Origin of the sequence: Sporolactobacillus nakayamae (assembly GCF_900113325.1) — a bacterium.
Lineage (GTDB): Bacteria > Bacillota > Bacilli > Bacillales > Sporolactobacillaceae > Sporolactobacillus > Sporolactobacillus nakayamae.
The window spans coordinates 178328-202815 of the sequence record NZ_FOOY01000003.1; the positions used below are offsets into that span (position 1 = coordinate 178328).

Genomic DNA, 24488 nt, shown 5'->3' on the forward strand with positions numbered 1-24488 from the left:
TTCGTCTGCCATGATCCGATTACGGACATGGACGGAGGGGCGGGCTACGCCAAAAGCAAATTGCTTTCTTGCGGCTTCCGTACCCAAACCTTCTCAGGACAAGAGGAGGAAAACAAATGAGTGTGGCACACACGCAAACGATGTCACTGCTTTCAACACCTGCCGAAGTTAGACAATTCGTGCGGGAGCAGAAGCATTTAGGAAAGACTGTCGGATTTGTTCCGACAATGGGTTATCTTCACGAAGGTCATGGATCTCTTTTTAGAAAGGCGGCAGCAACCTCGGATTGTGTCATTGCCAGCTGTTTTGTCAATCCAACGCAATTTGGAGAAAAAGACGACTATGTGAATTACCCGAAGGACCGGTTGCGCGATACGCAACTTGCCGAATCATGTGGTGTAGACGCACTTTTTCTTCCTGAACCAAGTGTGATTTATCCAAATGGAGAGCAAGTGACGGTAAAGGTTAATGAAAAAACCGATGTACTGTGCGGAAAGAGTCGACCGGGTCACTTTGACGGTGTAGCCACTGTATTGACGAAACTTTTTACGATTACGCAACCAGATCGTGTTTACTTCGGCATGAAGGATGCTCAGCAAGTAGCGATCGTCAGCAGTCTCATTGAATCCTTTCATTTTCCGATTGAGTTAATTTCCTGCCCGATCGTTCGTGAGGAAGACGGGCTTGCCAAGAGTTCGCGCAACGTACGTCTATTGTCTGAGGAACGGCGAGAAGCATCGGAAGTGTATAGAGGACTTAAGTTCGGAAGTGAATTAATTCTGAACGGTGAAAAAGATTTTGATCGAATTATTCGCGCCGTACGCGGTTATTATGAAAAACATTTAACACTTGGCAGCGTTGACTATATCGATGTCCTGAATTATCCGGAATTGACGCGTACCAAAGAAATGATGAGTGGCCGTGTCATCATCGCCTGCGCCGTACGCTATTTAAATGCACGCTTGATCGATAACATAACGCTTGATTGTGACAATGGCGAAAGTGAGGCCTCCGTCTAATGATGCGTCCTTTTTTGAGATGCAAAATTCACCGAGCAACAGTCACAGACGCAAATTTGAATTACGTCGGCAGCATAACGATTGATGAAGCAGTATTGAAGGCCATTGACTTGCTCCCTTATGAAAAAGTTCAAGTGGTGAATAATAATAATGGCGCGCGTCTTGAAACCTATGTGATTCCCGGTCAGGCGCATTCTGGTGTCATTTGTTTAAATGGCGCGGCTGCACGACTGGCGCAAAAAGGTGATGTATTAATTATTATGGCTTACGCGCTAATGAACACTTGTGAATATAGTGAACTCAAGCCGACAGTAGCTGTACTTGATCAGAATAATTGTATTGAAAAGATGCTGAACGGCGAAAGTCCCATGCAGACTTTATAAAATTGAGACGGGAACGACAAAATTACCCTTGCAATTCGTTTAAAGAATAGATACGATTAATTTGCTGTGAGAACAGTCGAAAAACCCGTGAATACGGGTTTTTCCGCAATGCATAGATGAATAGTAGTGGGGTCGGCAGGTTATTTCCCTTGATTGGGTAACTATAGTTTGAGCGGGAAGGCTTAAGTCCATTCCCGCCATTATTTACCGACAGTGATTGCAGGAGCAATTTGCTGCCATCCGGATACATAAATTGATTCAGGTGATGTTTTGAGAACAAAAACAACGATTATTACCGTATTGGTTGCCTTAGCACTAATGGTTGCAATCGGCGCTTTGAAGCTCTATACAAGTAATACCGGCTATCAGGAACAGGAGTCGGTCACGGCTGTCAAAAAGGCGAAGCAATGGTACTCATTTAATCAGGTCAAATCGGTTACTCCATTTCGGGGAACTGACGCTTATCAAGTGATTCAGGCGAAGCAAAAGGGTAAGAAGGTCTACATTTGGGTGCCGGATCAACCAAAGAAAGCTCCGTTCCTTGAACGTTTGGCAAGTGAAGGAATAACGCAGGGGCAGGCAATACAAAAATTGGCGGATGCTCGGCTTGATGTGAAAAGGATTATCTCAGTACGTCTTGGTGCAATTAAAGGAAATCCAGTTTGGGAAATTACGTTCTTAAATTCTAAAAATAACTATAATTATGTGTCTTTTTATTTTGAAAGCGGTAAGGAAGCGCAGCGAATTTTGAATTTGTAAATGATTAGGATGCGTAATTAAACGCGCAGGTTCAGGGAGGAACAATGACGATGCAACTTGCAAAGCGAGTGGAAAGCATTACCCCATCAAGTACATTAGCAATTACCGCGAAAGCCGGGGAATTGAAGGCACAAGGCTATGACGTGATCGGCTTAGGTGCCGGTCAACCTGACTTTAACACACCTAAATTTATTATTGACGCGGCTATGGAAGCAGCGAACGCCGGTCACACAAAATATACGCCGACAGCCGGTCTCCCGGAATTGAAAGAGGCTATTATTGGTAAATTAAAGCGTGATCAAGGATTTAACTACGACAAATCCCAAATCATTGTTGGAAATGGTGCAAAACATGTCCTTTATTTATTATTTCAAGCATTGCTGAACCCTGGTGATGAAGTGATCATTCCGGCACCTTATTGGGTCAGCTATCCTGAACAAGTGAAACTGGCCGGTGGGGTTCCGGTTACAATTACTACTACAGAGGAAAAGCATTTCAAGATTCGTGTTGAGGATCTTGAACAAGTGGTCACTTCAAGGACGAAAGCACTCATCTTAAGTTCGCCAAGCAATCCGACCGGTATGATTTATTCAAAAGAAGAACTAGAATCGATTGCCGCATTTTGTATTGCGCATGATATCCTGATTGTCTCAGACGAAATCTATGAAAAACTGGTTTATAATGGAAATGTGTTTTATTCCATTGCGCAGATTTCTGAAGAGGTTCAAGCGCATACTGTGATTATTAACGGCGTATCAAAATCGCATTCAATGACGGGCTGGAGAATTGGTTATGCGGCTGGTGACCAAGTGTTAATCAAAGCGATGACTAATGTTGCCAGCCACAGTACATCCAATCCGGCATCCGTATCGCAGTATGCGACAATCGCTGCGTATAATGGACCACAGGAAAGCATTGAAACGATGCGTCAAGCGTTTGAGAAACGTCTGAATACGATTTTCCCACGTCTCTCCGAATTGCCGGGTATTACATGCGTGAAACCTCAAGGGGCTTTTTATCTATTCCCAAATATACGGAAAATGAGCGAAAGTTGTGGGTTTGCTCATGTTTCGGATTGGGTGACAGCGCTTCTCGATGAAGAAAAAGTCGCCGTAGTTCCTGGGGCAGGATTTGGAATGCCGGATTTCATTCGTTTATCCTATGCGACATCATTGGAGAATCTTGAGAATGCATTAGATCGTATCGAACATTTTATTCAAAAACACATAAATTAATTTCGTTTTGTTAATCGGGGGGCACGAGAGAAAATGAAAGCAACGATTTCCAAAGTAAAAAATCATGTTGGCGGAGAAGTCACCATAGGCGTATGGCTCGCGAACAAGCGTTCAAGCGGCAAGATTCAATTTCTTGAACTTCGTGATGGTACAGGCTATATTCAGGGGGTCGTTCTTAAAAACGAAGTTAGTGAAGAAAACTGGGCCAAAGCCAAAGAACTTACTCAGGAGAGTTCGCTCTATGTAACAGGTACTGTACGCGAAGACAAACGTGCGCCGAGCGGCTTTGAACTCACGGTCACATCAATTGAAATCATTCAAATCGCCCAGGATTATCCCATCACGCCTAAGGAACACGGGGTCGAATTTCTTATGGATCATCGCCATCTATGGCTGCGTTCCAGCAGGCAGCACGCGATTTTACGCATCCGAAACGAGGTCATTAAAGCAACCTATGACTTCTTCCATGACCATGAATTTATTAAGGTAGATCCACCCATTCTAACCGGAAGTTCTGCGGAAGGCACAACGGATTTATTCCATACGAAGTATTTCGATCATGATGCCTATCTATCGCAAAGCGGTCAGTTATATATGGAAGCCGCGGCTATGGCTTTTGGAAAGGTATTTTCATTTGGACCTGCATTTCGTGCGGAAAAATCAAAAACAAGGCGCCACTTGATTGAATTTTGGATGATCGAGCCGGAAATGGCTTTTTGTGATCATGAAGAGAGCTTGAAGGTTCAGGAGAACTATGTTTCTTATCTCGTTCAAGAAGTACTGAATAATTGCAAACCAGAATTGAAAGCGATTGGACGAGACACGACAAAGCTTGAAAAGATAAAGGCACCGTTTCCGCGTATTTCCTATGATGACGCGATTACGTTCTTGAAAGGTAAAGGTTTTGATGATATTGAATGGGGCGATGACTTTGGGTCTCCTCATGAAACGGCTATCGCCGAACATTTCGATGTACCAGTATTTGTTACCGAGTATCCGACAAAGGTTAAAGCCTTTTACATGAAGCCGAATCCGGAACGCGGAGAAGTAGTGCTCTGTGCTGATCTTCTTGCACCTGAAGGCTATGGAGAAATCATTGGCGGAAGTCAACGTATTGATGATTTGGAATTAATGAAAGAACGCTATGAAGCGTTCCATTTGACCGATCCATCCTATAAATGGTATCTTGAACTGCGCCAGTATGGTACCGTGCCGCATTCCGGTTTTGGGTTGGGCCTTGAACGTGCAGTTGCCTGGATTTGCGGATTGGACCATATTCGGGAAACCATTCCGTTCCCAAGACTGCTGAATCGTATTTATCCTTGATGCATTGTTCAGGTACCTTTGGATGATCTAGAGACTCGGGATTGGTTTATTCCCGGGTCTTTATTCAGTTTGACTTCACATTTCATTAATAAATAACGATCCATGCTATAATGAACGATGAGGTGTCAATTATGGATATGAAATTCATGCTGCAACTAGTCGAAAAAGGCAGTGTCACTGTGCCTTCCCTGCTTATCGAACATTTTCATGATATTGGCCTTAATGAGCAGGAATGTATGCTGCTGATTCAGTTGCATTCATTTCTAAATAAGGGGGATAATTTTCCCACCTTTGACGATTTGGCGAGTCGAATGACTTTTGACGAAACCGCTTGTGCAGATCTTTTGCGTCATTTAATCCAGCGCGGCTTCTTGTCCATTGTTCAGAAAAACGATGAGCAAATTTATTCAGAAGCATATTCACTGCAGCCCTTATGGGAGAAACTGCTTCGCTGCGCATATGGTAAGATCATAGACGCTCCATCCAAACATAATGAAGATACAGTTTATACACTATTCGAGACAGAATTTGGACGACCGCTTTCACCGATTGAATGTGAGACGCTTGCGATGTGGATGGATCAAGACCGACATTCTCCAATGCTTATAAAAGGAGCATTGCGTGAAGCGGTTGTATCCGGAAAGCTGAACTTCCGATATATTGACCGCATTTTATTTGATTGGAAGAAAAACGGAATTAAAACACTTGATCAAGCGAAGGCGCATGGCGAGAAAATCAGAGGACATCAGCAACGCTCATCAAGTGCGGCTCGCGAAGTAAACGATGTTCCCAAGATGCCCTCCTACAATTGGCTTGGAAAACGCGGGTAAGGAGGAAACTTCACTGAATCAAAATCAGTTTGACTTTATCATGAAAACAATTGCCTCTATGTTTCCTGATGCGCACTGTGAGCTGAATCATCGAAATTCATTTGAACTCGCAATCGCGGTCATGCTCTCCGCGCAATGTACCGACGCTCTGGTTAACCGAGTGACACCGGCATTGTTTCATAAATATCATGAACCTGAAGATTATCTGGCTGTATCGATTGAAGAGCTTCAGCAAGACATACGTTCTATTGGACTCTATCGGAATAAAGCGAAGCATATCAGGCAGATGTGCCAAATGTTAATTGAGAATTATGGCGGCGTTTTACCAAACACTCGGGATGAACTAATCAAATTACCGGGCATAGGACGCAAAACAGCGAATGTCATTGTATCGGTAGCATTCGGTGAACCTGCACTTGCCGTCGATACACATGTTGAACGGGTGACGAAACGGTTGGGCATTTGCCGCTGGAAAGATAGTGTCCTCGAAGTTGAAAAGACACTCATGCGCCGATTGCCGCGAGAAGAATGGTCACAAACGCATCATCGGCTCATTTTTTTTGGCAGGTATCATTGTAAAGCTCAGAATCCCAATTGTCCCGAATGTCCATTACTAGATCTTTGCCGAGAAGGGAAGAAACGCATGAAAAGAGGTGGAAGAGAATTTGGAAACGTTATATCTGAATCTTAACATACCCAACTCCTTCCGTGTCGCCCCTTTCTATAAGGATCAACGTATGGTTGAGCATGTATCAGTCCCTGAACAAATCAGCTTTAACACACCGTTTCTGTACGATCTAATGTATCATCATGATCCGCATCTACTTGAACGATGGCCTTGGCAAAAAAGCGAGAATTATTTTCATAACTATTGGGTGGAGCAAAAAGAATCTCTTCGCGAACGGTTTCACCTTCGGGAACAGAAAAAGGCGAGAAAGCCAATGATTTTATCCGTGTCTGCATTCATTGACCAATTATATTGGACAACAGGGGCACCTGTGGATTCTCTGGAGCACGAAACAGTGATTCAAAAGATGCAAACAATTCCTAGTGTACCTTTAAATATCGAGGAGCGGCTCCGATTTTTGCTGCTTCATCCAGATCGTTATCAATCCTTCATTCAACTTGATGAATTGGAACAAGAATTTACAAAGAAACGTTCTGCGTATCTTAGACGGCGCGCGAACGGTTATTAATTCATAAGTAAAAAGAAGAAGAGTTCACCGATTTTTTTCGGTGAACTCTTCTTCTTTATTAAGGTGCAGATGTTTCGGCATTCGTTGTCGTTGCGGGATCCGAGGATGCGGGCGGCGTAGACGAAACCGGTGGAGAAGATGAGACGGGTGGTTCTGATGAAGAGGCAGGCGGTGCTGAACTCATATCACTACTGCTGCTTTCAGGTGGCATACTTGAACTGCTTTCAGGCGGTAATGAGCTGCTGCTCTCTGCACTGCTGCTCGACGAATCAGCACTGCTGGCGTCATCAGGTTTGCTCTCAGTTTTATAGTGATTGGTAATCGTCGAATTCTTCACAGCCAACTCGCCATTACTAAGATTGGTCACTGAATTCGGCTGTTTGAAATCTGAAGCACCAATCATGTATCGAGCCATGATGTTTCTGAATATTGCTTTGGAATAATTTTGTTCGTTTGGTCCTAAATAAGATCCGTAGTTCTTATTTCCAATTTTGCTTTTATCTGAAGCATTATAGCCCGTCCAGACAGCAGCGGTCAGCCTCGTATTATAACCGACAAACCAGGAATCCAAAGCACCATGGTCCTGACCCGATTTTGAAATTTTGTACTGATGTGCGTAGTCAGAAGGGACATTTGTTGTACCGGTTTTTCCGGCAAGGTATGCTCCTGGTATATTCGCGCTGACACCGGTTCCTCTCGTCATGACATCTTTAAGCATATCCGTGATCATATACGCTGTATAATCATGCATTGCAACTCGCCGTGTATGATCCAACTGAATCACTTCACCATCCGGCTTTACAATCTTTCGAACAGCGTAGGGCTGATTATAAATGCCGTTGTTGCCGTATGCTGCGTATGTTCCGCTCATTTGCAGCGGATTGGTGCTAAAACCAGCGCCGCCGATCGCATAGGCCTCGCCTAATTTGTTCAATACGCTATCGGTAAATCCAAGCTTTTCAGCGAATGTACGGATTTTTTTTGTTCCGCCGAGCGCATCACTAACTTCTTGAAAGGTTTGCAGCGCGGGAATATTTCGGGACAAATAGAGTGCTTTGCGGATGGTCATTTTTCCAAGCGTCTTGCCATCCCAGTCATTAATTTCTTTTCCCCAGCTGTATTTAATATCCTTAGAATCGTTGACCTCATAGTCAGTCGGCCACTTCAAATACTCAATTGCCGGTCCATAATCCACAATTGGTTTTGCCGTTGATCCAATATTTCTTTTTGAACCGTAAGACCAGTTTGTGTACGTATATTTGTAATTACGTCCGCCCCCAAGCGCGCGAATCGCTCCGGTTTGTGTATCGATCACTGATACGGCTGCCTGGAAATTTTGCTGGACGTTCGGATAAAGTTTATCATTGTTTAGCGTATCCTGGGTTTGCTGCTGAATTTCGGGATCAAGCGTCGTATAGATCTTAAGACCTCCGGAACTAAATTCCTTCTCCGTGATCACTTTTTTATTCACAACAAGTTCTTGATGCACATAATCGAGAAAGGCGCCATATTTTCGATTACTTATAGGTATATTTCGATGGCCCTTAGTCATTTGCTTCATGGTGACGGCCTTTGCTTTTGCTGCTTCGGCCGTGGAAATTGCTTTGTTTTGCACCATCAAATCTAAAACTAAATCACGTCTTGCTTTTGCTTGCACAGGATGGCGGATCGGATCATAGTATCCCGGATTACGCGTCATTGCCGCGAGCATCGCCGCTTGCTCAAGATTAACATTTTTAATGTTTTTACCGAAATAGCGTTCAGAAGCGGCCGCAACACCATAGGTTGGGCCTTCACCTAAATAAATTTGGTTCAAGTACATCTCAAGTATCTGTTTTTTTGTATACTTCTTCTCTAATTGAATCGCCAGATACATTTCTTGAATCTTACGTGTAAACGTCTTGTTTTGCGTCAACATCGCGTTGCGGACAACCTGTTGCGTAATTGTACTGGCACCTTCAGATTTATAACCCTTGGTAAATTGAGCGACTCCAGCGCCCATAATTCGGATCGGATCAACGCCGATATGTTTATAAAAGCGAACATCTTCAGTTGAAATGTAGGCATCCTGAACGCTGAGGGGAATGGAGTCAATACTTGTATATACCCGATGTTCCCCTGAGTCTACGGTCGTCGCTTTTTTGTTGTTCTGATCATAGACGAATGATGATATCCCATTGTGCAGCGCGTCTTCGTCTAATTTAGGCGCATCCTTAATCACTGCAAGTACAAAGATCGTTCCCGCTAGAATAAGGAATAAGAGAGTAAGTAGGATGATAATGAAGATCCGTTTTACCCAATGTTTTTTTCCTCCGGATTTCTTTTTTTTGTTCGTTGGTTTATTTTTTTCTTTTTTTTGCTTTTCCTGTTCGGCTGCGCGCCGTCTTTCCATTCGTGTATGGTATTCAACCATGACTGATCCTACCTTTCCGAAAAAACCTGTCCCATGGTTTACGTTTCATAGTATTCGATTGTTCCCATTGATTATGACCAACTCAAAAAAACACCTGATTCACGATGCGAAGGTAGTCAATTCGAGGCAGGTAGCTCTGAGGAATTAAGTGCCCGTGTTCGTGAAAAAAACGTTTGGGAATTGATTTTCGACCCCCACTTAAAGAAGCATCCCAGAACGATGCAAGAAAATCGGATTCGAGCAAATAGGTATCCGAACTCTGCGAAAATTTAACGATGATGAATCCAATTCCGCCATGTCGCTTGATACGTTTCATATGCTCAACTTGATGGGCGTGAAAATTCTTCAGGGGGATATAGTTCTCGTGTGTGGTTTCCTTCGCTTCGAAATCTATGTATTTTCCCCTATAGATACCATTGTAGTCTGTGGTAGAGGCTTTGCGAAAATAGGCTTCAGTAATTTTCGCCGCACTTCGTTTCGGATAGTCCACGTGAACAATCTGGATCGGTGTTGGTTTCTTATAGATCACTGCTCGATCCGTTTCGATATAGTAGCGGTTCGTTACATTCAGATCTTCTTCCAAAGTCATGCCGCGATGACCGTAGACGATTTCGGAACCTGTCTTTTTCTCAAATGTCGTGTTTTCCTTCTTGTAGGGTTGTCCATTCGGATAAAAGACGGTCATGAGCAGAGAACGCTCCTTTCCGGTACTTTAAGGTTTCGTTGGTTACATGACAATCAATCTCTTAGAACAGTATACCAAAGTCCGCATTAAAGAGGTTAATTTTCTTATCTTATGCAAAAGTGTAATAAGTATTAACGCACTATTCCACTAGTTTTGCGAGATTACTACGAGTTTTGTCGACCATGCAGGGGATCATTCTTATCCATGGAAAGCTATTAATATGATTAAAAAAGAAAGAAGGAACAGTTATGAATTCAGATAAGGTAAATGGAATGTCTGTCGGGGAGTTATCCTTTAGAATTGATTATCTGAATATGCAGTTAGAGCAACTTGAAAATAAGATCATGCGCAAAAATGAAGAAATCATTGACTATCATCTCTCTTTCTGCAAAAAAAGACTTGCGAAATCCAATCGGAAAATTCAACAGGTAGACCAATTGTTGGCAAAAGCCGCTAGAGGCACAGATGTTTATTATTCAAAACAATTGGAGGCAGTTTTTTTCAGCGAACAGCGCAAGACGTCAACCGTGGCCACGGGTCAAAAGCTACCGTGGCAGCAGCAGTCAACGCAATTGATTGGTTAATCATTCGATCGACTTCACTCAATGTGAACCATGAGCAGTATCTAAAGCTAAATGTCCGGTTCATGGTAAACTAATAGAAACAGATTTATTGGAGTGAATGAACGTGCATCAACAAGCAGACAACAAGCTGCGCGAATTAACCTTGCATTTAAGAGAATTAAACCAAAATGCGTTCCAACAGTTTTCTAAGCGAACTCAAGAAAAAGACTTTCAAGTGGATTTCTATAATGAAGTCAAACCGTTTGCCGATAAAGTGCAGGAATTGATTGATATCTGGCGTCCACTTGCTGAAGCATGGGTAAGGCGTAGCAAACCGAAGTATGTCTTTCCCATTCAGATAAAGGATACTTGCGACAATCTGTCGATTATTTGCGTCACTGCGTTTCAGAAAGATACGCGAAAACGGCGTTTCTACGAGACAATAAAGTCAATCGATTATGTTCTTGAAAATATATTGGATCAGCTGGAACGGGATCACGTGAAGCGTTAACTCGCCATACGAATGAACGAAATGAGAACAAATAGGAAATAGGGGATACCAAGAAAAAGAATAGCCCGATACATGACCTTCGTGATCCATTCAAAGCACTCTTCGGCGGAGAGGTGTTCGATTTTCTGTGATATCTGGCGAATACGTTCATTAATTGGATCTTGTTTCTTCGAGAGTGGTGTTGTGTTTGTTTTTTCCATTGTCGTTCCCTCCTGATTATTAGCTTTTGATAGACTATATGGCCTGTCCCATTAAAATATGTCACTAAAAGTGAGAGAAGACATGTCATGCGTTATTCGGAATGGAGCAATTGTTGTAATTCGGGTATCGTCTTGCCTCCAAATTCTTTAAATCCGTCATCCAAGGCGATCAGTTTACCGAAAACCACTGGGTAAACAGCGCAGAAGCCGCCGCTTAAAATGAAATGATTAGGATCTTGGAAGTGTTTAAGAAATAAAACGTAGTCGCCATCGGCAAGCGGGCCGGTATATTGTGTATTCAATGGACTCTCCGGATCAGGAAGGGGCTCCACACCAGTCGTTAACAATAAGGCAGGTGATGGCGCTTGTCCCTTTAGCTGATTGTGGATGTGGAGTATTTGCTCCGCATTGATAAAATGTTCTCCTGAGGGCAAACGCTGCCCGGTATCCCATTTTCGTATGTGTTGATCAAGATGTACAGAGACAATAAGATCTGATTGGTGTTCCATGAGCTCGCTGGTTTCAGGACGATCGGCTTTTATGATTTGAGTAATATTGGCTGCATGTGAAACCACCGGATGGAAGAACATAAGAGCGCATAGGATGAATGGTGTTAAATGAATGATCATTAATCTGTCCCCCCGATTCTTTTTAGTTATCTTGACTTTACAGCTTGCTTTCTATTCATTTGCACCAATAATTAGCCGCGCGTCAGCACAACAGCTTAGAGAAGAAAAGTGTTAATTCTTGATCGATTGACGACGTTGTAGTATGTTTAGTTTGTCAAATGAATAATGAATTGTTCGTCCACTAGGGGTGCAATTGCTGAGAGGGATTTGTCCCGACCCTTGGACCTGATCTGGGTAATACCAGCGTAGGAAAGTGGTTCTTGTTGAAATGACTACCGCTTTCTAAGCTAATGAAAGCGGTTTTTTGTGTTTTCAAACCTTTTTTCAGGTCGATTGGATGGAAGATTCAACTATAGAATGATTAAAGAGGGGGAATTGATCATGAGTAAGGAAAAAAGTACGAATTTAAAGCTTAACTTAACAGACATTCTTGTTACAATCGTGATTGCACTTGTCTTTGGTTTGGTGTTCCGTCTGATGGGACCGGTTTATGATTTAGTGAAACCGTTCGGGCTGCACTTGGACGCGCTTCTGTATGGTATTTGGTTTATTGCCGCGCCGTTCGCCGCACTGCTCATTCGTAAACCCGGCGTTGCTTTTCTTGCAGAAACTGCGGCGGCACTGGCAGAAATGTTATTCGCAGGCAGTGGCGGTGTCATCAATCTCTATTATGGTTTGCTTCAAGGCGCGTTTTCAGAAGCTGTTTTTGCCGCTTGGCGCTATAAGAAGTTTTCGCTTGGGGTCACCTCACTATCTGCCTTCGCCGCATTGATCGCATCAATTATTTTGGACGCAGGCTATGCATATCTTCCTCTTCTTGCGGGTTGGAACTTAACGTTGTATCTTGTGTTCCGCGTCATTGGATCAATTCTTCTTTCCGGTTTATTTCCGTACGCACTAGTTAAAGGCTTGGAGAAGACAGGCGTGACACAGTCGCTTCGCCCGGTAACGAAGGAAGATTACGATGTCCTCAACTAGTCGGGAGGGATGGGGCGTCACGAATCTGCGTCTCGCTTTTCCGAAAAAGAATGCAATGCTATTTAAAGATCTTTCCTTTGATTATCAAAGAGGAGAAAAAGTCCTGCTGCTTGGTCCATCCGGATGCGGCAAATCAACTGTTTTACAAGTGCTTTCAGGACTTATACCGCACAGCATCGAACTGCCTATGCGTTCCGATCGACAGGAGGTTCCCAATAACTGGGGGTTCATCTTCCAGGACCCGGATACACAGTTCTGCATGCCGTACGTTGATGAAGAAATTGCTTTTGTGCTCGAAAATCGGTGTATTGAGCGCGCGCAGATGTCGGAGTTAATTCAGCGCTATCTGGATATGGTCGATCTCAAATTAGAAAACAATCACCAGCTCATACGCACTCTCTCCGGGGGAATGAAACAGCGTCTTGCGATTGCCAGCATTCTTGCACTTGAACCTGAAGTTCTTTTTCTCGATGAACCAACTGCACTGCTCGATCCGAATGGAACCGAACAGCTCTGGAAAACGGTCCGCCAAATTGGCAAGGATCGGACGTTAATCATTGTTGAGCATAAAATCAACCATGTGCTTGATTTTGTGGATCGTGTGGTCCTGTTCAACCAACATGGCGAGATTTTCGCTGACGGTCCAAAGCAGGAAACGTTGGCGCGTTATCGAGATAAACTTGATGAATTTGGCATTTGGCATCCTGGTATCTGGTCTGACTACGAGAAAAATCAAATAGGAAACCAGATAAATTCTGAGCATGCTGAATCCATCCTTGAGTTGAAAAACTTCGCGGTGCTCCGTCAGAAACAGGTGAAGTTCTCTGCTGATCATTTGTGCCTTAATCGCGGAGAGTGGATTGCAATTGTTGGTGAGAACGGTGCAGGAAAAAGCACAATGATCGAAGGAATCATGGGACTGCTGCGCACTAATGGGCAGCTCCGTTGGTCATTTGATCATCCCGAAAATCATGTCCAATTTGTTTTTCAGAATCCTGAATACCAGTTTGTCACCGATTCGGTTGAGGATGAGCTCGCGTTTAGTCTTCGAGTTAATAAAATGAATGAAGAAGAAATTGCGCGCAGAGTGGATGAGCACTTGGAACGCTACGCGCTTAAAGCGCAAAGAAACCAGCATCCTTTTCAGCTGTCTACCGGTCAAAAGCGCCGATTAAGTGTTGCTTCTGCTATGATTAATCATCCGGATGTGCTCATTCTCGATGAACCGACATTTGGACAGGACGCTAAAAATACGTTTGCACTTTTAGATATCTTTCAACAGCTCAGACTGGCAGGGACGACCATCATCATGGTTACCCATGAAATGGAAATCGTTCATCATTTTGCAACACGTGTGTTGACCGTCGAAAATGGCAGACTTGTTAACGATTGTGTGAGTAGTGAAGGCGGGGAGGAGAGGAATCGTGGACAACGTTTGGGCGAGCACGAACAAGTTGTTTTTTAAGATCAATCCCAGTTTGAAATTCCTATTAATTTCTTCACTTTTTATTGTTTATCTGTTTGTCCAAAACTTGAATACGATGATCTGGGCGTCGTTCTTCTTTCTGATCCTTTACTATTTAGTGAGCGGACTTGCCGGAAAGTGGTCATTTTGGTTTGTATTTTTGACCTTGATTGTATCGCTCTTTAGCGCATCGGCAATGATTATGTTCGGCAAGGGCAGCCATATCATCTATCATCAGTCGCTGATTTTGATCACACAAGAAAGTTTGGCGCGAGGATTGCTGCTTGGACTGCGAACCTTCACCTTTAGTTTGATCGGCATGATTTTTGCGACGACAACACTGCCTGTTCCTTTTTTCTATTCATTGATGCAGCAATTGAAAGTCCCTGTGCGTTATGCTTACGGCTGTCTTGCGGCTTTCCGAATGATTCCGATCATGGCTGAAGAATTTTTGCATATTCGTCAAGCGATGCGGGTCCGCGGCATGACGAGGCAAAAGGGAATAAAACCGCTATATGAGCGGATGAACCGCTATTCGCTGACTATGCTCGCTCAATCGATCCGTCGTGCACAGCGAACCGCGATCGCCATGGAAGCCAAACGGTTCTCAATGACAGAAAGACGCACATATTATTATGAGATCGGATGGAGCAGAATTGATCTCTATTTCATCGTCATTATGTTACTAACGGTCACGCTTGGATTTGTTTTTGCAGCCTACTTTCCGCTTACTCCGTTTACGAATGTGCTTGATCATTGAACATGCCGAGTGCATCATAGAGGATAGAAATGTGCAGGGAGGAGAACCAATGACAAAGACAGCACTCGTAACCGGTGCGACAAGCGGGATCGGTAACGCACTTGCCAAATTGCTGGCGGCGGATCATTATGACTTAATACTCGTTTCTCGAGACGACGAGAAGATGCGGGCAATAAAATCAGAGCTGACGGATCGATCGGTCACGATTATTAAGAAAGATTTGAGTCAGTTTCATGCGGCAAAAGAGGTTTTCGATGAGGTTAAAAGAAATGGTTTAACGATCGATTTACTCATTAATAATGCCGGTTTCGGACTTGTAGGTGCCTTTGATTCGTTGCCTATTGAGCGTCAAAGTGAAATGATTCAGTTAAATTGCGCTGCTCTGACAGAACTCACCTATTATTTTTTGCCTGATCTGCGCAGCAAAATGGGGAAAATCATGAATGTGGCAAGTACTGCCGCTTATCAACCCGGTCCGTTCATGGCCGTCTATTTTGCCAGCAAAGCGTATGTACTTTCATTATCAGAAGCGCTTGCTGAAGAATTAGATAAAAGCGGTGTAACCGTGACTGCACTCTGTCCCGGACCGACACATACCAATTTTGGTTCAGTCGCTCATGCTGAGAATATCAAAATGTTCAGTCGCACCATGGATGTCCAGACCGTTGCAAGGATTGGTTACCGGGCAATGATGAAAGGGAAGCGAGTGGTCGTCACCGGTCAACTTAATTATGCAGGCGCAATCGCGGCCAAACTATTACCGAGAAGATGGGGTGCCAAAGCCGTCCGTATCATCACCGGATCCAACAAGAAAAAATAAACATAAAAACACCCAAAGGGTACAGTTTATCCCGTTGGGTGTTTTTTATTTGTATTGCCTCGATTATTCTTGTTTTTCTTTTGCGCGCCGCACTTCCAGATCACGAAGTGCCGAGCGCATGATCTTGCCAGACACTGTCTTTGGAAGTTCGGAAACGAATTCAATCGCTCTTGGGTATTTATAAGGGGCCGTTTGTTTTTTGACGAATTTTTGCAGCTGAGGGATCAGTGCTTCATCCTCAGTATAGGTGTCTTTTAATACTACGAAGGCTTTTACAATATTACCACGGATCGTGTCCGGACTTGCGACAACCGCACAATCCTTAACTGCATCATGCTTCAGAAGCGCGTCTTCAACTTCAGCAGGTCCGATCGTGTAGCCAGAACTGATGATTACATCGTCGCGCCTGCCTTGAAACCAGAAATAGTTGTCCTTGTCTCTCGATGCCCGGTCGCCAGTTAGAAAATAGTTGCCGATAACGGCCGCTTGGTAACGATCCGGCTGCTGGTAATAAGTCTTGAAGAGGGCGGGGAAGTCTCGGCGCACAGCGATATTACCCACAACGCCTTCCGGCACCTGGTTCCCGTCTTCATCAATGATTGTGATGAATTCGTCAAGGATGGGCTGCCCCATAGAACCGATCCGCACATCCTTTCCAACTAGTGTACCGATGAGTAAGGTGCTTTCTGTCTGACCGTAGCCGTCTTTAAGCTGAATGTCAAAAGTGTTTTTGAAAATATCAATAACGCCTCGGTTCAGCGCTTCACCAGCGGAACACGCGGTATGAAGGTTTGACAAATCATAGTCAGCTAAATGATCGACCTTTGACATGAGTCGATATTCAGTTGGCGTGCAGCAGAGGACGTTAACTTTATAATCTTGGAGAAGCTGCAGCTGTTTTTCCGGATGGAAACGGCCACAATAAACGAGACCGGTAACTCCTTTGCCAAGTACTGAAAGGAACGGACTCCAGATCCATTTTTGCCAGCCTGGACCTGCAGTTGCCCAAACCGTATCGCCCTCTTTAATGTTCAGCCAGCGTTTCGGAGCAATTCTGAGATGCGCATATGCCCAAGCGTGCGTATGCACAACTCCTTTTGGCGTGCCTGAAGTTCCTGAAGTATAAGTTAAGAAGGCCATGTCATCTTTGTCTGAATCCACAGTGGTATATGAATCAGAGGCATTCTCCATGAGCTGATCCATGGAGAGCCATCCATCAGTATCACCGGCGACAGAAATCTTATGTCGCAGCGAAGGCATCGCTTCCTGAATGTGGTCAACTTGATCGGTATAATCCTTGAATGTGATGATCGCTTTTGCCGCGCCCTGATTGATACGGAAGCTGATGTCACCGGAACGAAGCATTTCGGATCCGGGGATCACCGCAATTCCTGCCCTAAGCGCACCTAAATAGATAACATAAGCATCAACGATTCTAGGGACAATCGTCATGACTTTATCGCCTTTTTTGATGCCTAATTGATTCAACGCATTGGCAAAACGTTTTCCTTTTTGAATTAATTCATGATAGGTAACGGTTCGTTTTTCGCCATCTTCACTTTCCCATCGCAACGCAATTCGATCGGAATCAAAACGGTCAATTTCACTTGTTAAATTATATTTCTGTGGTGCAATGAGATCTGTCAGTTCCATAAGCTTCCGCTCATCTCCCTAGATTTTTTCTTGAGCGAGAAAACTCAAGATCAGTGTTTATATCTTAATATTAATACCTGGTGCTAAATATTACAACTTTTTTCATTTATTTTGATTGATTACTTGCGCGAGAGCTTCGCCGAATGCTTGTGAACTACGCGTGATTTCTTGCAAATTATTATCTACCCCGCCAATTTCAATAAGAATTGCATTCTTAGAGAGGTCTTGATTGTAGACCCCGTTGCCTGTTAGTTTTGTCTTGCCGACAATGCCGCGAACCAGATCCGGATACTTCTTATCCAATTCTGTTTTCACCTTTTTGGCCAGATAAAGATTGGCTGAGTAGTTGGGATTTGCTTCGCCAATGATAATGCTGATACGGGCATAGGAAGTGCCGCCGATCTTCATCGTTGTGATGCTTCTTCCTGAAGAATCACGATGGATATCTATTAGATAGGTCAAGCTCGGCGTTTGTTTCAGAGCATTCTGTACTACAATCCTTGACTTCTGATAAGCCTCATTGTAGCCCCAACCTTGTTTTACTTTTTGGATATAGCCAACACCATTTTCATTTAATGTTTTTCCAATGATTTCTCCATCTTTAACCACACTCTTTTGCGGTTCTGTATATGTGGAATCCTTCCCGTTGTTTATCGGTTTGTACGATTCCCACGGATGCGTATGATAGATAAGCACGGTCTTTTTTAGTTTTTCATTTGACTTGTTTGTGTCACTTTGCTCCGGTTTCTGCGGCTTTGGAGTATCAATATTAATGGACGGTGATGGCGGATTGTCTTTTGGCAGATTAGTGTAATTTAAGCCTTTTCCGGCGACGAAAATGCGTGTGTTATAAATAGTAAAGCCAGGTAGCTCTGATCCGAACAGGCTGCGGTTATCATCAAAGCGAAGGTCAGTCATCAACTCAAATAGGAGATGATAGACGGTTTTCGGACGATCCTTTTCCTTAATCGCATGGTTATACACCACATTTTCATTTCCAAAGGTCTCACTTAACAAAATTTTTGCCGGCCAATCCGCTTTTTGCATCGCGTCTTGAATGAAACCGATCTTGATTTGGCTGACCGTGACAAGAATGGCCATACCATAGATCAGGATCAGGACAAAGAGGTACTGGAATAAAAGTGAATGGTTTATGGAAGATTGTGTGTTTAGTGTTGGATTGATTCTTTTCAAGCTTGTCCCTCCCAATCCTCTGAGAAATTCATGCTGCTCTATTAATCTATGATTGAGAGGGGAAAGGATAGACATGTTTTTTCTAGTTCATAACTTTTCTTCAATGAGAATGTCTATGTAAATGAGTTTTTACATATTCTTTACAAAAAACGCCTTTTTCCGACGCGCATTTCCATAAATACTAAGTAGGGATACGAGCCTATGACAATCGGAGGGGTACGATTGAAGAACATCTTTAGAAGGAAAGCATCTTGGCGTCATCTGACAATCAGTATGAAATTTTCAGTTGGATTGTGGATTGTTTTACTGATTATGCTCATTTCTGCGGTCACATCGACCGTGCTGCTTTATCACACGATGCAAAGAGCGGAAGACGCGCGGATGGCAGGGGAACGAGCAGCGCAAATCACCGAAATCGGTTCGCTCTTTCGCTCAAAAGATTCACGCGTTGTTGATTATTTGTTGGAACCTGGTGATCGTGCGGTGAAGCTGTATTCTCAGGATCAATTAAAATTGACTAGCGCAGAGAAAAAGTTGAAACCATACATGAAAACAGAAGAACAAAAAAAGTGGTTTTCGCAGATTATGAGTGAGGACGCACGCACGTTCAACCTTTTTCAGAGTGAGTTCGTGCCGGCGGTTCTGATGAACGATAAAGAGAAGCTGATGCAAATTCACAAGGAGCAGAATCAAATTCAAGTGAGAACTCTGGAGCTCGTGAATCGGTTGCGCACATCCGTGATTAATGAAGAGCAGCAAGCGATGCAAAATGTTCAGAAACAAGTAAAAGGATCCATGCTGTTTCTAGCAATAAGTGTCATTCTCTCTATTTTAATTAGTGCTTGGATAACGTGGCGGATCAGTAAACAAATCAAAGCATCTTTTAAGCGAGTCATTGATTCGACAGAAAAAATCGCTTGCGGTGATTTAAGAAATCACGGACAAATCATACATAACATGGATGAACTTGGAATGATCGCCGATTCAATTGAAAAAATGAAACGCAATCTGCTTGAAATGATTCAAACCATGGTGCAGGCGGCTGAAATGACAAAAAACAGCGGACAAGCCCTAATTTGTTCGACCCGATCCGTTTCACATGAAAGTAAGGAGATGACCAACACCACAAATCAGCTTGCCGAAGGATTTGAAAATCAGGCGCGCAATGCCAGTCACATCGCAAAATTTACTGAAGAGTTCATGAACCGGCTGGAGTTGGAAATCAAAATGCTGTCCACGGTGCTCCAAAAAGCGCTTAACGCATCGGAATTGACTGAAAAAGGAAAAGTGCTGATTGCGCGATCACAAGAGAATATGCGCCAAATCGAATCAAGCGTTCTTGACTCGCGTAACAAAATGGGGCGTTTCAAGCTTCAATTAAATGATCTATCAAGGTTGGTGGAAATGGTTGATCATATTGCCAGCCAGACCAATTTGCTTGCGTTAAACGCGACGATTGAATCAGCACGGGTAGGGGACGCCGGAAAAGGATTTAGCATTATCGCCGAGTCGATTCGGAAGCTGTCCATACAAACTTCGGAGTCTGCGAAAGAGATGACGGCTATGTTAACTGGTGTTAATCTTGGATCAGAAACGGTTGACAAAGCACTTCTGTTAAATCGTGAACAGGTACAGTCGGGAGTCAAGCAAATCACGCATACTGGTGATGCTCTAATCTCAATCAATCATGAGGCACAAGAAATTCGAGAAAACATGAATGAATTGTCACTACGTCTGCATGAAGTCAGTGCAATCGGTTTGCAGATGAAGGAATCTATTGCTGCGGTAGCTGCAGTCTCTCAGGAATCATCAGCAAGTGTATCGCACGTCAATCAATCGATGAGCCATGTTGAGAAAACAATGGATGGTTTTGTAGATGAAGCGCGTGCACTCGCAGAAACCTCAGAACGTTTTGAACAATTGATTCAACGGTTTAAACTATGATTAATCCAAATAAAAGGAGTTCCCATGATGGCGGGAACTCCTTTTAATTTCATGACTGTGTCTTATTAGTTAACCGATGCAGCCTGAAGGTCAGTAACAAGGGATCCGACATAAGCAACAGCATTGCGAATGGTTTCTGGATTTAGAATGTCGACCTTTGCTTTTTCAATCAGTTCTTGAGGTGTGATTCTGCCGCCTTCTTTAAGGACCGACAGCCAACGATCAACAGCCGGTTCTCCTTCTTGCTCGATTTGTTTGGCGACAGCCGTTGCCACAGTCAGCCCCGCGGAATAGGTGTAGGAGTACAATCCGGAATAATAGTGCGGTTGACGCATCCATGTTAAACCATCGCGTGCGTCAAGCTGAACGGAATCGCTCCAGAAACCTTGAAGTGTTTCATTAAATAATTCAGTTAGTGTTGAGGCGGTCAATGCTTCGCCAGCTTCAGCGCGGCGAAAAACTTTACGCTGATAGACACCTTCCAGCAGATGAGTAACAAAATTATGGTAATAGGTGCTGAGTAAACGTTCGGTAACCGATTTTTTCATTTCTTCTGAAGTAGCATTTCTTTTTAAGTATTGAGCAAGAATCAGCTCATTCATTGTTGACGGTGCTTCGATGAAGAATAGCGACGGACGATAATTGGCTAATTTCTGATATTTTTGCGCGAGCATGAAATGACCCGCATGACCAAATTCATGAGCAAGCGTTAAAATATTGCGGATATCTCCGGTCCATGTCATCAGAATGTACGAATGAGTACCATATGGGGAGGAGCAGAATCCTCCTGTGGATTTACCTACGTTATCACCATAATCAACCCAGCGGTTGTTTAATCCTTCTTCAATAATCGTATGATATTCCGGTCCCATAATTTTAAGTGCCTCAAGAATTGCCTGCTTACTGTCTTCAAAAGTTGTTTGTGGATTTGAAGTATCAATCGGAGCGAGCAAATCCGCGTACGTCATTTTATCGAGACCAAGCGCTTGCCGCTTCAGTTCAGCGTAACGCTGCATATGAGGCGCGAGTTCTTTGTAAATAATATCAAGCTGATTGTTGTACATTTCTTCACTGACAAGTTGGCGCTGAAGCAGATATTCTGTTGCTGTCTTGTATCCACGCAGATTGGCTACAGCAACAGTTTTTGCCACTTCTGCCGCATAGACAGAAGCAAACGTATTTTTGTAAGCATCCAGTGTTTTGGTAAACGAATCATAGGCGTTTCTTCTAAGTGTTGTGTCTCTTGTTGATGCATAACTATTTTCATAAATCGTGAAAGACATCGGTACGGTTTTTCCACTGCTGTCCCTAACCGGCAAAAACTGCATATCGGCAAGCTTACTGCGCGTATAAATCGTGTAAGGAGCTTCCAAGACCTCTGATAACGCCTTGATCGTTTTCTCAGCTTCCGGATGAAGCCGATAAGGTTTTAAAGCGAAAAGCTTACGGAAATAGGGACGATATTCTTGAAGACCCGAAGCATTCAGCTCAAGGATGCTCAACTGTTTCTCATCCAGATTCATTAATTCATCCTCAAAAAAGGAAAGTGTCGTATCAATTTGCGCGCTTGCGGCATCTACACGGGCGGAGTCTGCCTGGTTTTCTGGGTTGCTGCTGTCTGCGGATTGCTTCAGGCTAACATAAGTGGAAAGTCGCCATAGTCGGGCTGAAAAATCAAAATAATCTTCTAAAGCGCGCAAGAGGGACGGGCCGTTTGCAGCTAGTTTACCTTTAGTACTTGCCAATTCACTTGCCTTTTCGAGTAGTGCCTTTAGTTCCGTTACGAACGCGTCTCGCGTTGGAAAAAGATCGGTCAGATTCCATGTTTTTTCAGTCAGAACTTGATTTCGTTTCAGTCGTTGATCCATGCCTATTCCTCGATTCGTTATTATTAATATTAGTTTACCACAGAGCGTTGTATCCTAACGCAACAGCTTAAGTACAACAGAACAGCGAGAAAGAAGTTTAGACATTCAGTTCTTATCATTATATACTAACTAACATATTGTAATTAATGGTTTCGACAGATAAGCGAAATTTAAGCAGGAGGGGTTACAATGCAGTTTCACGAAGCACCAAATATGTACGTGAATCACGTTTATTTATTTGTGAGAAATCTGAGACGTTCAAAGGATTTTTACTCAGGAATTCTCGGACTCAGCATTCTGCAAGAGAGTAAACAGGCAATCACATTTTCTGCAAACGGAATTGATCCTTTGCTTACGCTTGAGCAACCTGTGGTTGTGCTGCCGCCGATCAGACGAAGCGCGGGACTTTATCATTTCGCAATGCTCGTGCCGTCACGGAAGGATCTGGCCGCGGTTACAGCTCGTCTAATGAAAGAAGGCTATCCGCTTGTCGGCGGCGCAGATCATGCAGTCAGCGAAGCTTTATATTTGGAAGATCCGGATGGAAACGGAATTGAAATCTATCGTGATCGCCCGGCGGATGAGTGGAAATGGGAAAATGGCAAGGTGCTTATGCTGACAGAAGCGATAGATGAACACTTGCTTGATGAATTAAATGGGGAACCATGGGGCGGATTACCTAAAGAAACAAAAATGGGGCATCTCCATCTCCAAGTTGCAAATCTGAAAGAAACCGAGAAATTCTATGTGGAAGGACTCGGGTTTAACTTGGTTGCCGCTTATGAACCCTATGCCGATTTCATATCAACCGGCGGCTATCACCATCATCTTGGGTTGAATGTTTGGAACAGCAGAGGAGTTCCGGTGCAGAAAGGCACACATGTCGGGTTAAATTACTATCGTCTCGTCTTTCCAGATACTCAAATGCGCCAAGAAGCGATTGATCGTTTGCTAAAATCAGGTGTATCCATTGAACAAACAAACGAGCGCATGTTTGCTAAAGATCCATCAGGAATTAAGTTTGAACTGGGAATTTAATAAATGAAAACTGCAAAACCGCCCAATATAGGCGGTTTTGTTAATTTTGTTCATTTAATTCAGGTTGTTGAGTCAAAATAAGCCGTTCGTAAAAAGTGGCTAATGAAGTGTAGAAGTAAGGGACGAGCCAAAGGTACATCCAAATGCTTCCAATAATACCGATTGCGAGAAATAAGCCGCCGATTAAATCATTAATCACAAAGCCAATCAATCCTGCAGCAATAATTCCGCCAAGGGTTGGGACAATTGACAAGAGCCACCAACCAATGAAACTCAATCCAAGAACAAACAGTTTCCATTTATGGCCTTTCATTAACCGTTTGCTTTCCTTAATCGCTTTACTTGCCGAATAGTCCGGATGATCCTTTAAAATGAAATAAGTTTGGGAATAGGAAAAGGACTTGATGATGCCGGGGATGATAAATAATAAGATCCAAAGACACAAGAGAATGGCCATAAGTACATACGTCCAAACAAGCTTAACGATCATTTTTCCGTGTTCATAACCCCAAAAAAGAATTTTAATTTTTGGCGTTTGATCGCGAATTAGATCCAAGAAGTACCAATAGAAACCAAACTGCATCGGAATCGTGATGATAAAATAAATTAATTGAAAAATATCAGAAAGTGGTGAAGAATCCATTTGGTTTATCCAATTCTCGAACCCTCCGGATAGTAAAATATCAATCACAGTCGGTGGCAGAGCAGAGATTAAAAAGAAAACGAATACGAAAAGCCCACTCGAGACAGAGTGCCCTTGGAGAGACGTTCGCGCGTCTTCCTTAATTCTAGAAATCCACATTTAATGGAATCCCTCCTTACAATTAAGATACGATCAAGGCTAACATAATCAAAATTCTAATGGTTTATTAATTTGATCTTGAACGTATTGTAACACAAAGCGTTTCTGAAAAAAAATGAATCAATTATTCCTATCATATAGAAGTCATCGGCTTTTTTTCATATAATGAGCAATGGGGAAAAAACTTTTGATCATTAAAAAAGTAGAACTGCAATCA

Annotated in this window: 24 protein-coding genes and 1 riboswitch; of the genes, 16 read left to right on the forward strand and 8 right to left on the reverse strand. The window is 43.3% G+C overall.

Going from position 1 to position 24488, the window contains the following annotated elements:
* The first annotated feature begins 140 nt into the window (after positions 1-140).
* The 8 genes from panC (at position 141) to BM003_RS00980 (ending at position 6748) form a co-directional block, all read left to right on the forward strand.
* The gene (gene panC, locus BM003_RS00945) at positions 141-1019 is read left to right on the forward strand and encodes a pantoate--beta-alanine ligase (protein ID WP_093669678.1); all 879 of its coding nucleotides are present in this window, start codon (positions 141-143) and stop codon (positions 1017-1019) included.
* The gene (gene panD, locus BM003_RS00950; protein WP_093669153.1) at positions 1019-1402 is read left to right on the forward strand and encodes an aspartate 1-decarboxylase; all 384 of its coding nucleotides are present in this window, start codon (positions 1019-1021) and stop codon (positions 1400-1402) included. Before panC ends, panD begins: the two co-directional genes overlap by 1 nt.
* A gap of 270 nt (positions 1403-1672) precedes the next feature.
* A complete protein-coding gene (locus tag BM003_RS00955) occupies positions 1673-2161 on the forward strand; it encodes a cell wall elongation regulator TseB-like domain-containing protein (protein WP_093669155.1) in 489 nt (162 codons plus the stop codon).
* Between the two features lie 50 nt (positions 2162-2211).
* On the forward strand, positions 2212-3396 hold the full coding sequence (locus BM003_RS00960; protein WP_093669157.1) for a pyridoxal phosphate-dependent aminotransferase: 1185 nt from the start codon (positions 2212-2214) through the stop codon (positions 3394-3396).
* A 33-nt stretch (positions 3397-3429) separates the two neighbouring features.
* On the forward strand, positions 3430-4722 hold the full coding sequence (gene asnS / locus BM003_RS00965; RefSeq protein ID WP_093669159.1) for an asparagine--tRNA ligase: 1293 nt from the start codon (positions 3430-3432) through the stop codon (positions 4720-4722).
* A gap of 131 nt (positions 4723-4853) precedes the next feature.
* The gene (locus tag BM003_RS00970) at positions 4854-5552 is read left to right on the forward strand and encodes a DnaD domain-containing protein (protein WP_093669161.1); all 699 of its coding nucleotides are present in this window, start codon (positions 4854-4856) and stop codon (positions 5550-5552) included.
* Positions 5506-6243 carry an endonuclease III gene (gene nth, locus BM003_RS00975; protein WP_281242854.1) on the forward strand — a complete coding sequence of 246 codons (738 nt, stop codon included), beginning with the start codon at positions 5506-5508 and terminating at the stop codon, positions 6241-6243. The genes BM003_RS00970 and nth overlap by 47 nt, the downstream gene beginning before the upstream one ends.
* On the forward strand, positions 6218-6748 hold the full coding sequence (locus tag BM003_RS00980; RefSeq protein WP_143128419.1) for a YpoC family protein: 531 nt from the start codon (positions 6218-6220) through the stop codon (positions 6746-6748). The genes nth and BM003_RS00980 overlap by 26 nt, the downstream gene beginning before the upstream one ends.
* A gap of 58 nt (positions 6749-6806) precedes the next feature.
* Here the strand turns inward: BM003_RS00980 and BM003_RS00985 are convergent, their stop codons facing one another.
* Positions 6807-9161, reverse strand: coding sequence for a transglycosylase domain-containing protein (locus BM003_RS00985; RefSeq protein WP_093669165.1), 2355 nt, complete (start codon positions 9159-9161; stop codon positions 6807-6809).
* 82 nt (positions 9162-9243) lie between these two features.
* Positions 9244-9846, reverse strand: a complete 603-nt coding sequence (recU, locus tag BM003_RS00990) for a Holliday junction resolvase RecU (RefSeq protein WP_093669167.1) — start codon at positions 9844-9846, stop codon at positions 9244-9246.
* 248 nt (positions 9847-10094) lie between these two features.
* Here recU and BM003_RS00995 point away from each other — a divergent pair, with 248 nt between their 5' ends.
* Together BM003_RS00995 and BM003_RS01000 are read left to right on the forward strand one after the other, a co-directional pair.
* The gene (locus BM003_RS00995) at positions 10095-10430 is read left to right on the forward strand and encodes a hypothetical protein (protein ID WP_093669169.1); all 336 of its coding nucleotides are present in this window, start codon (positions 10095-10097) and stop codon (positions 10428-10430) included.
* Positions 10431-10533: 103 nt separating this feature from the next.
* The gene (locus tag BM003_RS01000; RefSeq protein WP_177184564.1) at positions 10534-10920 is read left to right on the forward strand and encodes a YppE family protein; all 387 of its coding nucleotides are present in this window, start codon (positions 10534-10536) and stop codon (positions 10918-10920) included.
* Here BM003_RS01000 and BM003_RS01005 read toward each other — a convergent pair.
* Both BM003_RS01005 and BM003_RS01010 read right to left on the reverse strand, forming a co-directional pair.
* Positions 10917-11120 carry a hypothetical protein gene (locus tag BM003_RS01005; RefSeq protein ID WP_093669173.1) on the reverse strand — a complete coding sequence of 68 codons (204 nt, stop codon included), beginning with the start codon at positions 11118-11120 and terminating at the stop codon, positions 10917-10919. The genes BM003_RS01000 and BM003_RS01005 overlap by 4 nt on opposite strands.
* Before the next feature lie 92 nt (positions 11121-11212).
* Entirely contained in the window at positions 11213-11749 is a 537-nt protein-coding gene (locus tag BM003_RS01010; protein WP_093669175.1) for a hypothetical protein, read from the reverse strand.
* A 173-nt stretch (positions 11750-11922) separates the two neighbouring features.
* A riboswitch (TPP riboswitch) is annotated at positions 11923-12018 on the forward strand.
* A gap of 112 nt (positions 12019-12130) precedes the next feature.
* On the opposite strand from BM003_RS01010, the gene BM003_RS01015 reads away from it, so the two are divergent.
* From BM003_RS01015 to BM003_RS01030, 4 genes are read left to right on the forward strand one after another with little or no spacing between them, the layout of a single operon-like run.
* Positions 12131-12727: an ECF transporter S component gene (locus BM003_RS01015; RefSeq protein WP_177184565.1), complete on the forward strand. Its 597-nt coding sequence runs from the start codon at positions 12131-12133 to the stop codon at positions 12725-12727.
* Positions 12714-14192: an ABC transporter ATP-binding protein gene (locus tag BM003_RS01020; RefSeq protein ID WP_093669179.1), complete on the forward strand. Its 1479-nt coding sequence runs from the start codon at positions 12714-12716 to the stop codon at positions 14190-14192. The genes BM003_RS01015 and BM003_RS01020 overlap by 14 nt, the downstream gene beginning before the upstream one ends.
* The gene (locus BM003_RS01025) at positions 14152-14952 is read left to right on the forward strand and encodes an energy-coupling factor transporter transmembrane component T family protein (protein ID WP_093669181.1); all 801 of its coding nucleotides are present in this window, start codon (positions 14152-14154) and stop codon (positions 14950-14952) included. Before BM003_RS01020 ends, BM003_RS01025 begins: the two co-directional genes overlap by 41 nt.
* Positions 14953-15001: 49 nt before the next feature.
* Positions 15002-15772, forward strand: coding sequence for an SDR family NAD(P)-dependent oxidoreductase (locus BM003_RS01030; RefSeq protein WP_093669183.1), 771 nt, complete (start codon positions 15002-15004; stop codon positions 15770-15772).
* 63 nt (positions 15773-15835) lie between these two features.
* On the opposite strand, the gene mbcS is transcribed toward BM003_RS01030, so the two are convergent.
* Positions 15836-17425, reverse strand: a complete 1590-nt coding sequence (gene mbcS, locus BM003_RS01035; RefSeq protein ID WP_093669185.1) for an acyl-CoA synthetase MbcS — start codon at positions 17423-17425, stop codon at positions 15836-15838.
* A gap of 102 nt (positions 17426-17527) precedes the next feature.
* Positions 17528-18619 (reverse strand): stage II sporulation protein P, encoded by a 1092-nt coding sequence (spoIIP, locus tag BM003_RS01040; RefSeq protein WP_177184566.1) that lies wholly within the window; start codon positions 18617-18619, stop codon positions 17528-17530.
* A gap of 222 nt (positions 18620-18841) precedes the next feature.
* Here spoIIP and BM003_RS01045 point away from each other — a divergent pair, with 222 nt between their 5' ends.
* Positions 18842-20563 carry a methyl-accepting chemotaxis protein gene (locus BM003_RS01045; RefSeq protein WP_177184567.1) on the forward strand — a complete coding sequence of 574 codons (1722 nt, stop codon included), beginning with the start codon at positions 18842-18844 and terminating at the stop codon, positions 20561-20563.
* A gap of 65 nt (positions 20564-20628) precedes the next feature.
* On the opposite strand, the gene pepF is transcribed toward BM003_RS01045, so the two are convergent.
* Positions 20629-22431 carry an oligoendopeptidase F gene (gene pepF, locus BM003_RS01050; RefSeq protein WP_093669191.1) on the reverse strand — a complete coding sequence of 601 codons (1803 nt, stop codon included), beginning with the start codon at positions 22429-22431 and terminating at the stop codon, positions 20629-20631.
* A 189-nt stretch (positions 22432-22620) separates the two neighbouring features.
* Here pepF and BM003_RS01055 point away from each other — a divergent pair, with 189 nt between their 5' ends.
* Positions 22621-23469 (forward strand): VOC family protein, encoded by an 849-nt coding sequence (locus BM003_RS01055; RefSeq protein WP_093669193.1) that lies wholly within the window; start codon positions 22621-22623, stop codon positions 23467-23469.
* A gap of 40 nt (positions 23470-23509) precedes the next feature.
* Here BM003_RS01055 and BM003_RS01060 read toward each other — a convergent pair whose 3' ends face one another.
* Positions 23510-24271 carry a DUF975 family protein gene (locus BM003_RS01060; protein ID WP_093669195.1) on the reverse strand — a complete coding sequence of 254 codons (762 nt, stop codon included), beginning with the start codon at positions 24269-24271 and terminating at the stop codon, positions 23510-23512.
* Positions 24272-24488: the final 217 nt, after the last annotated feature.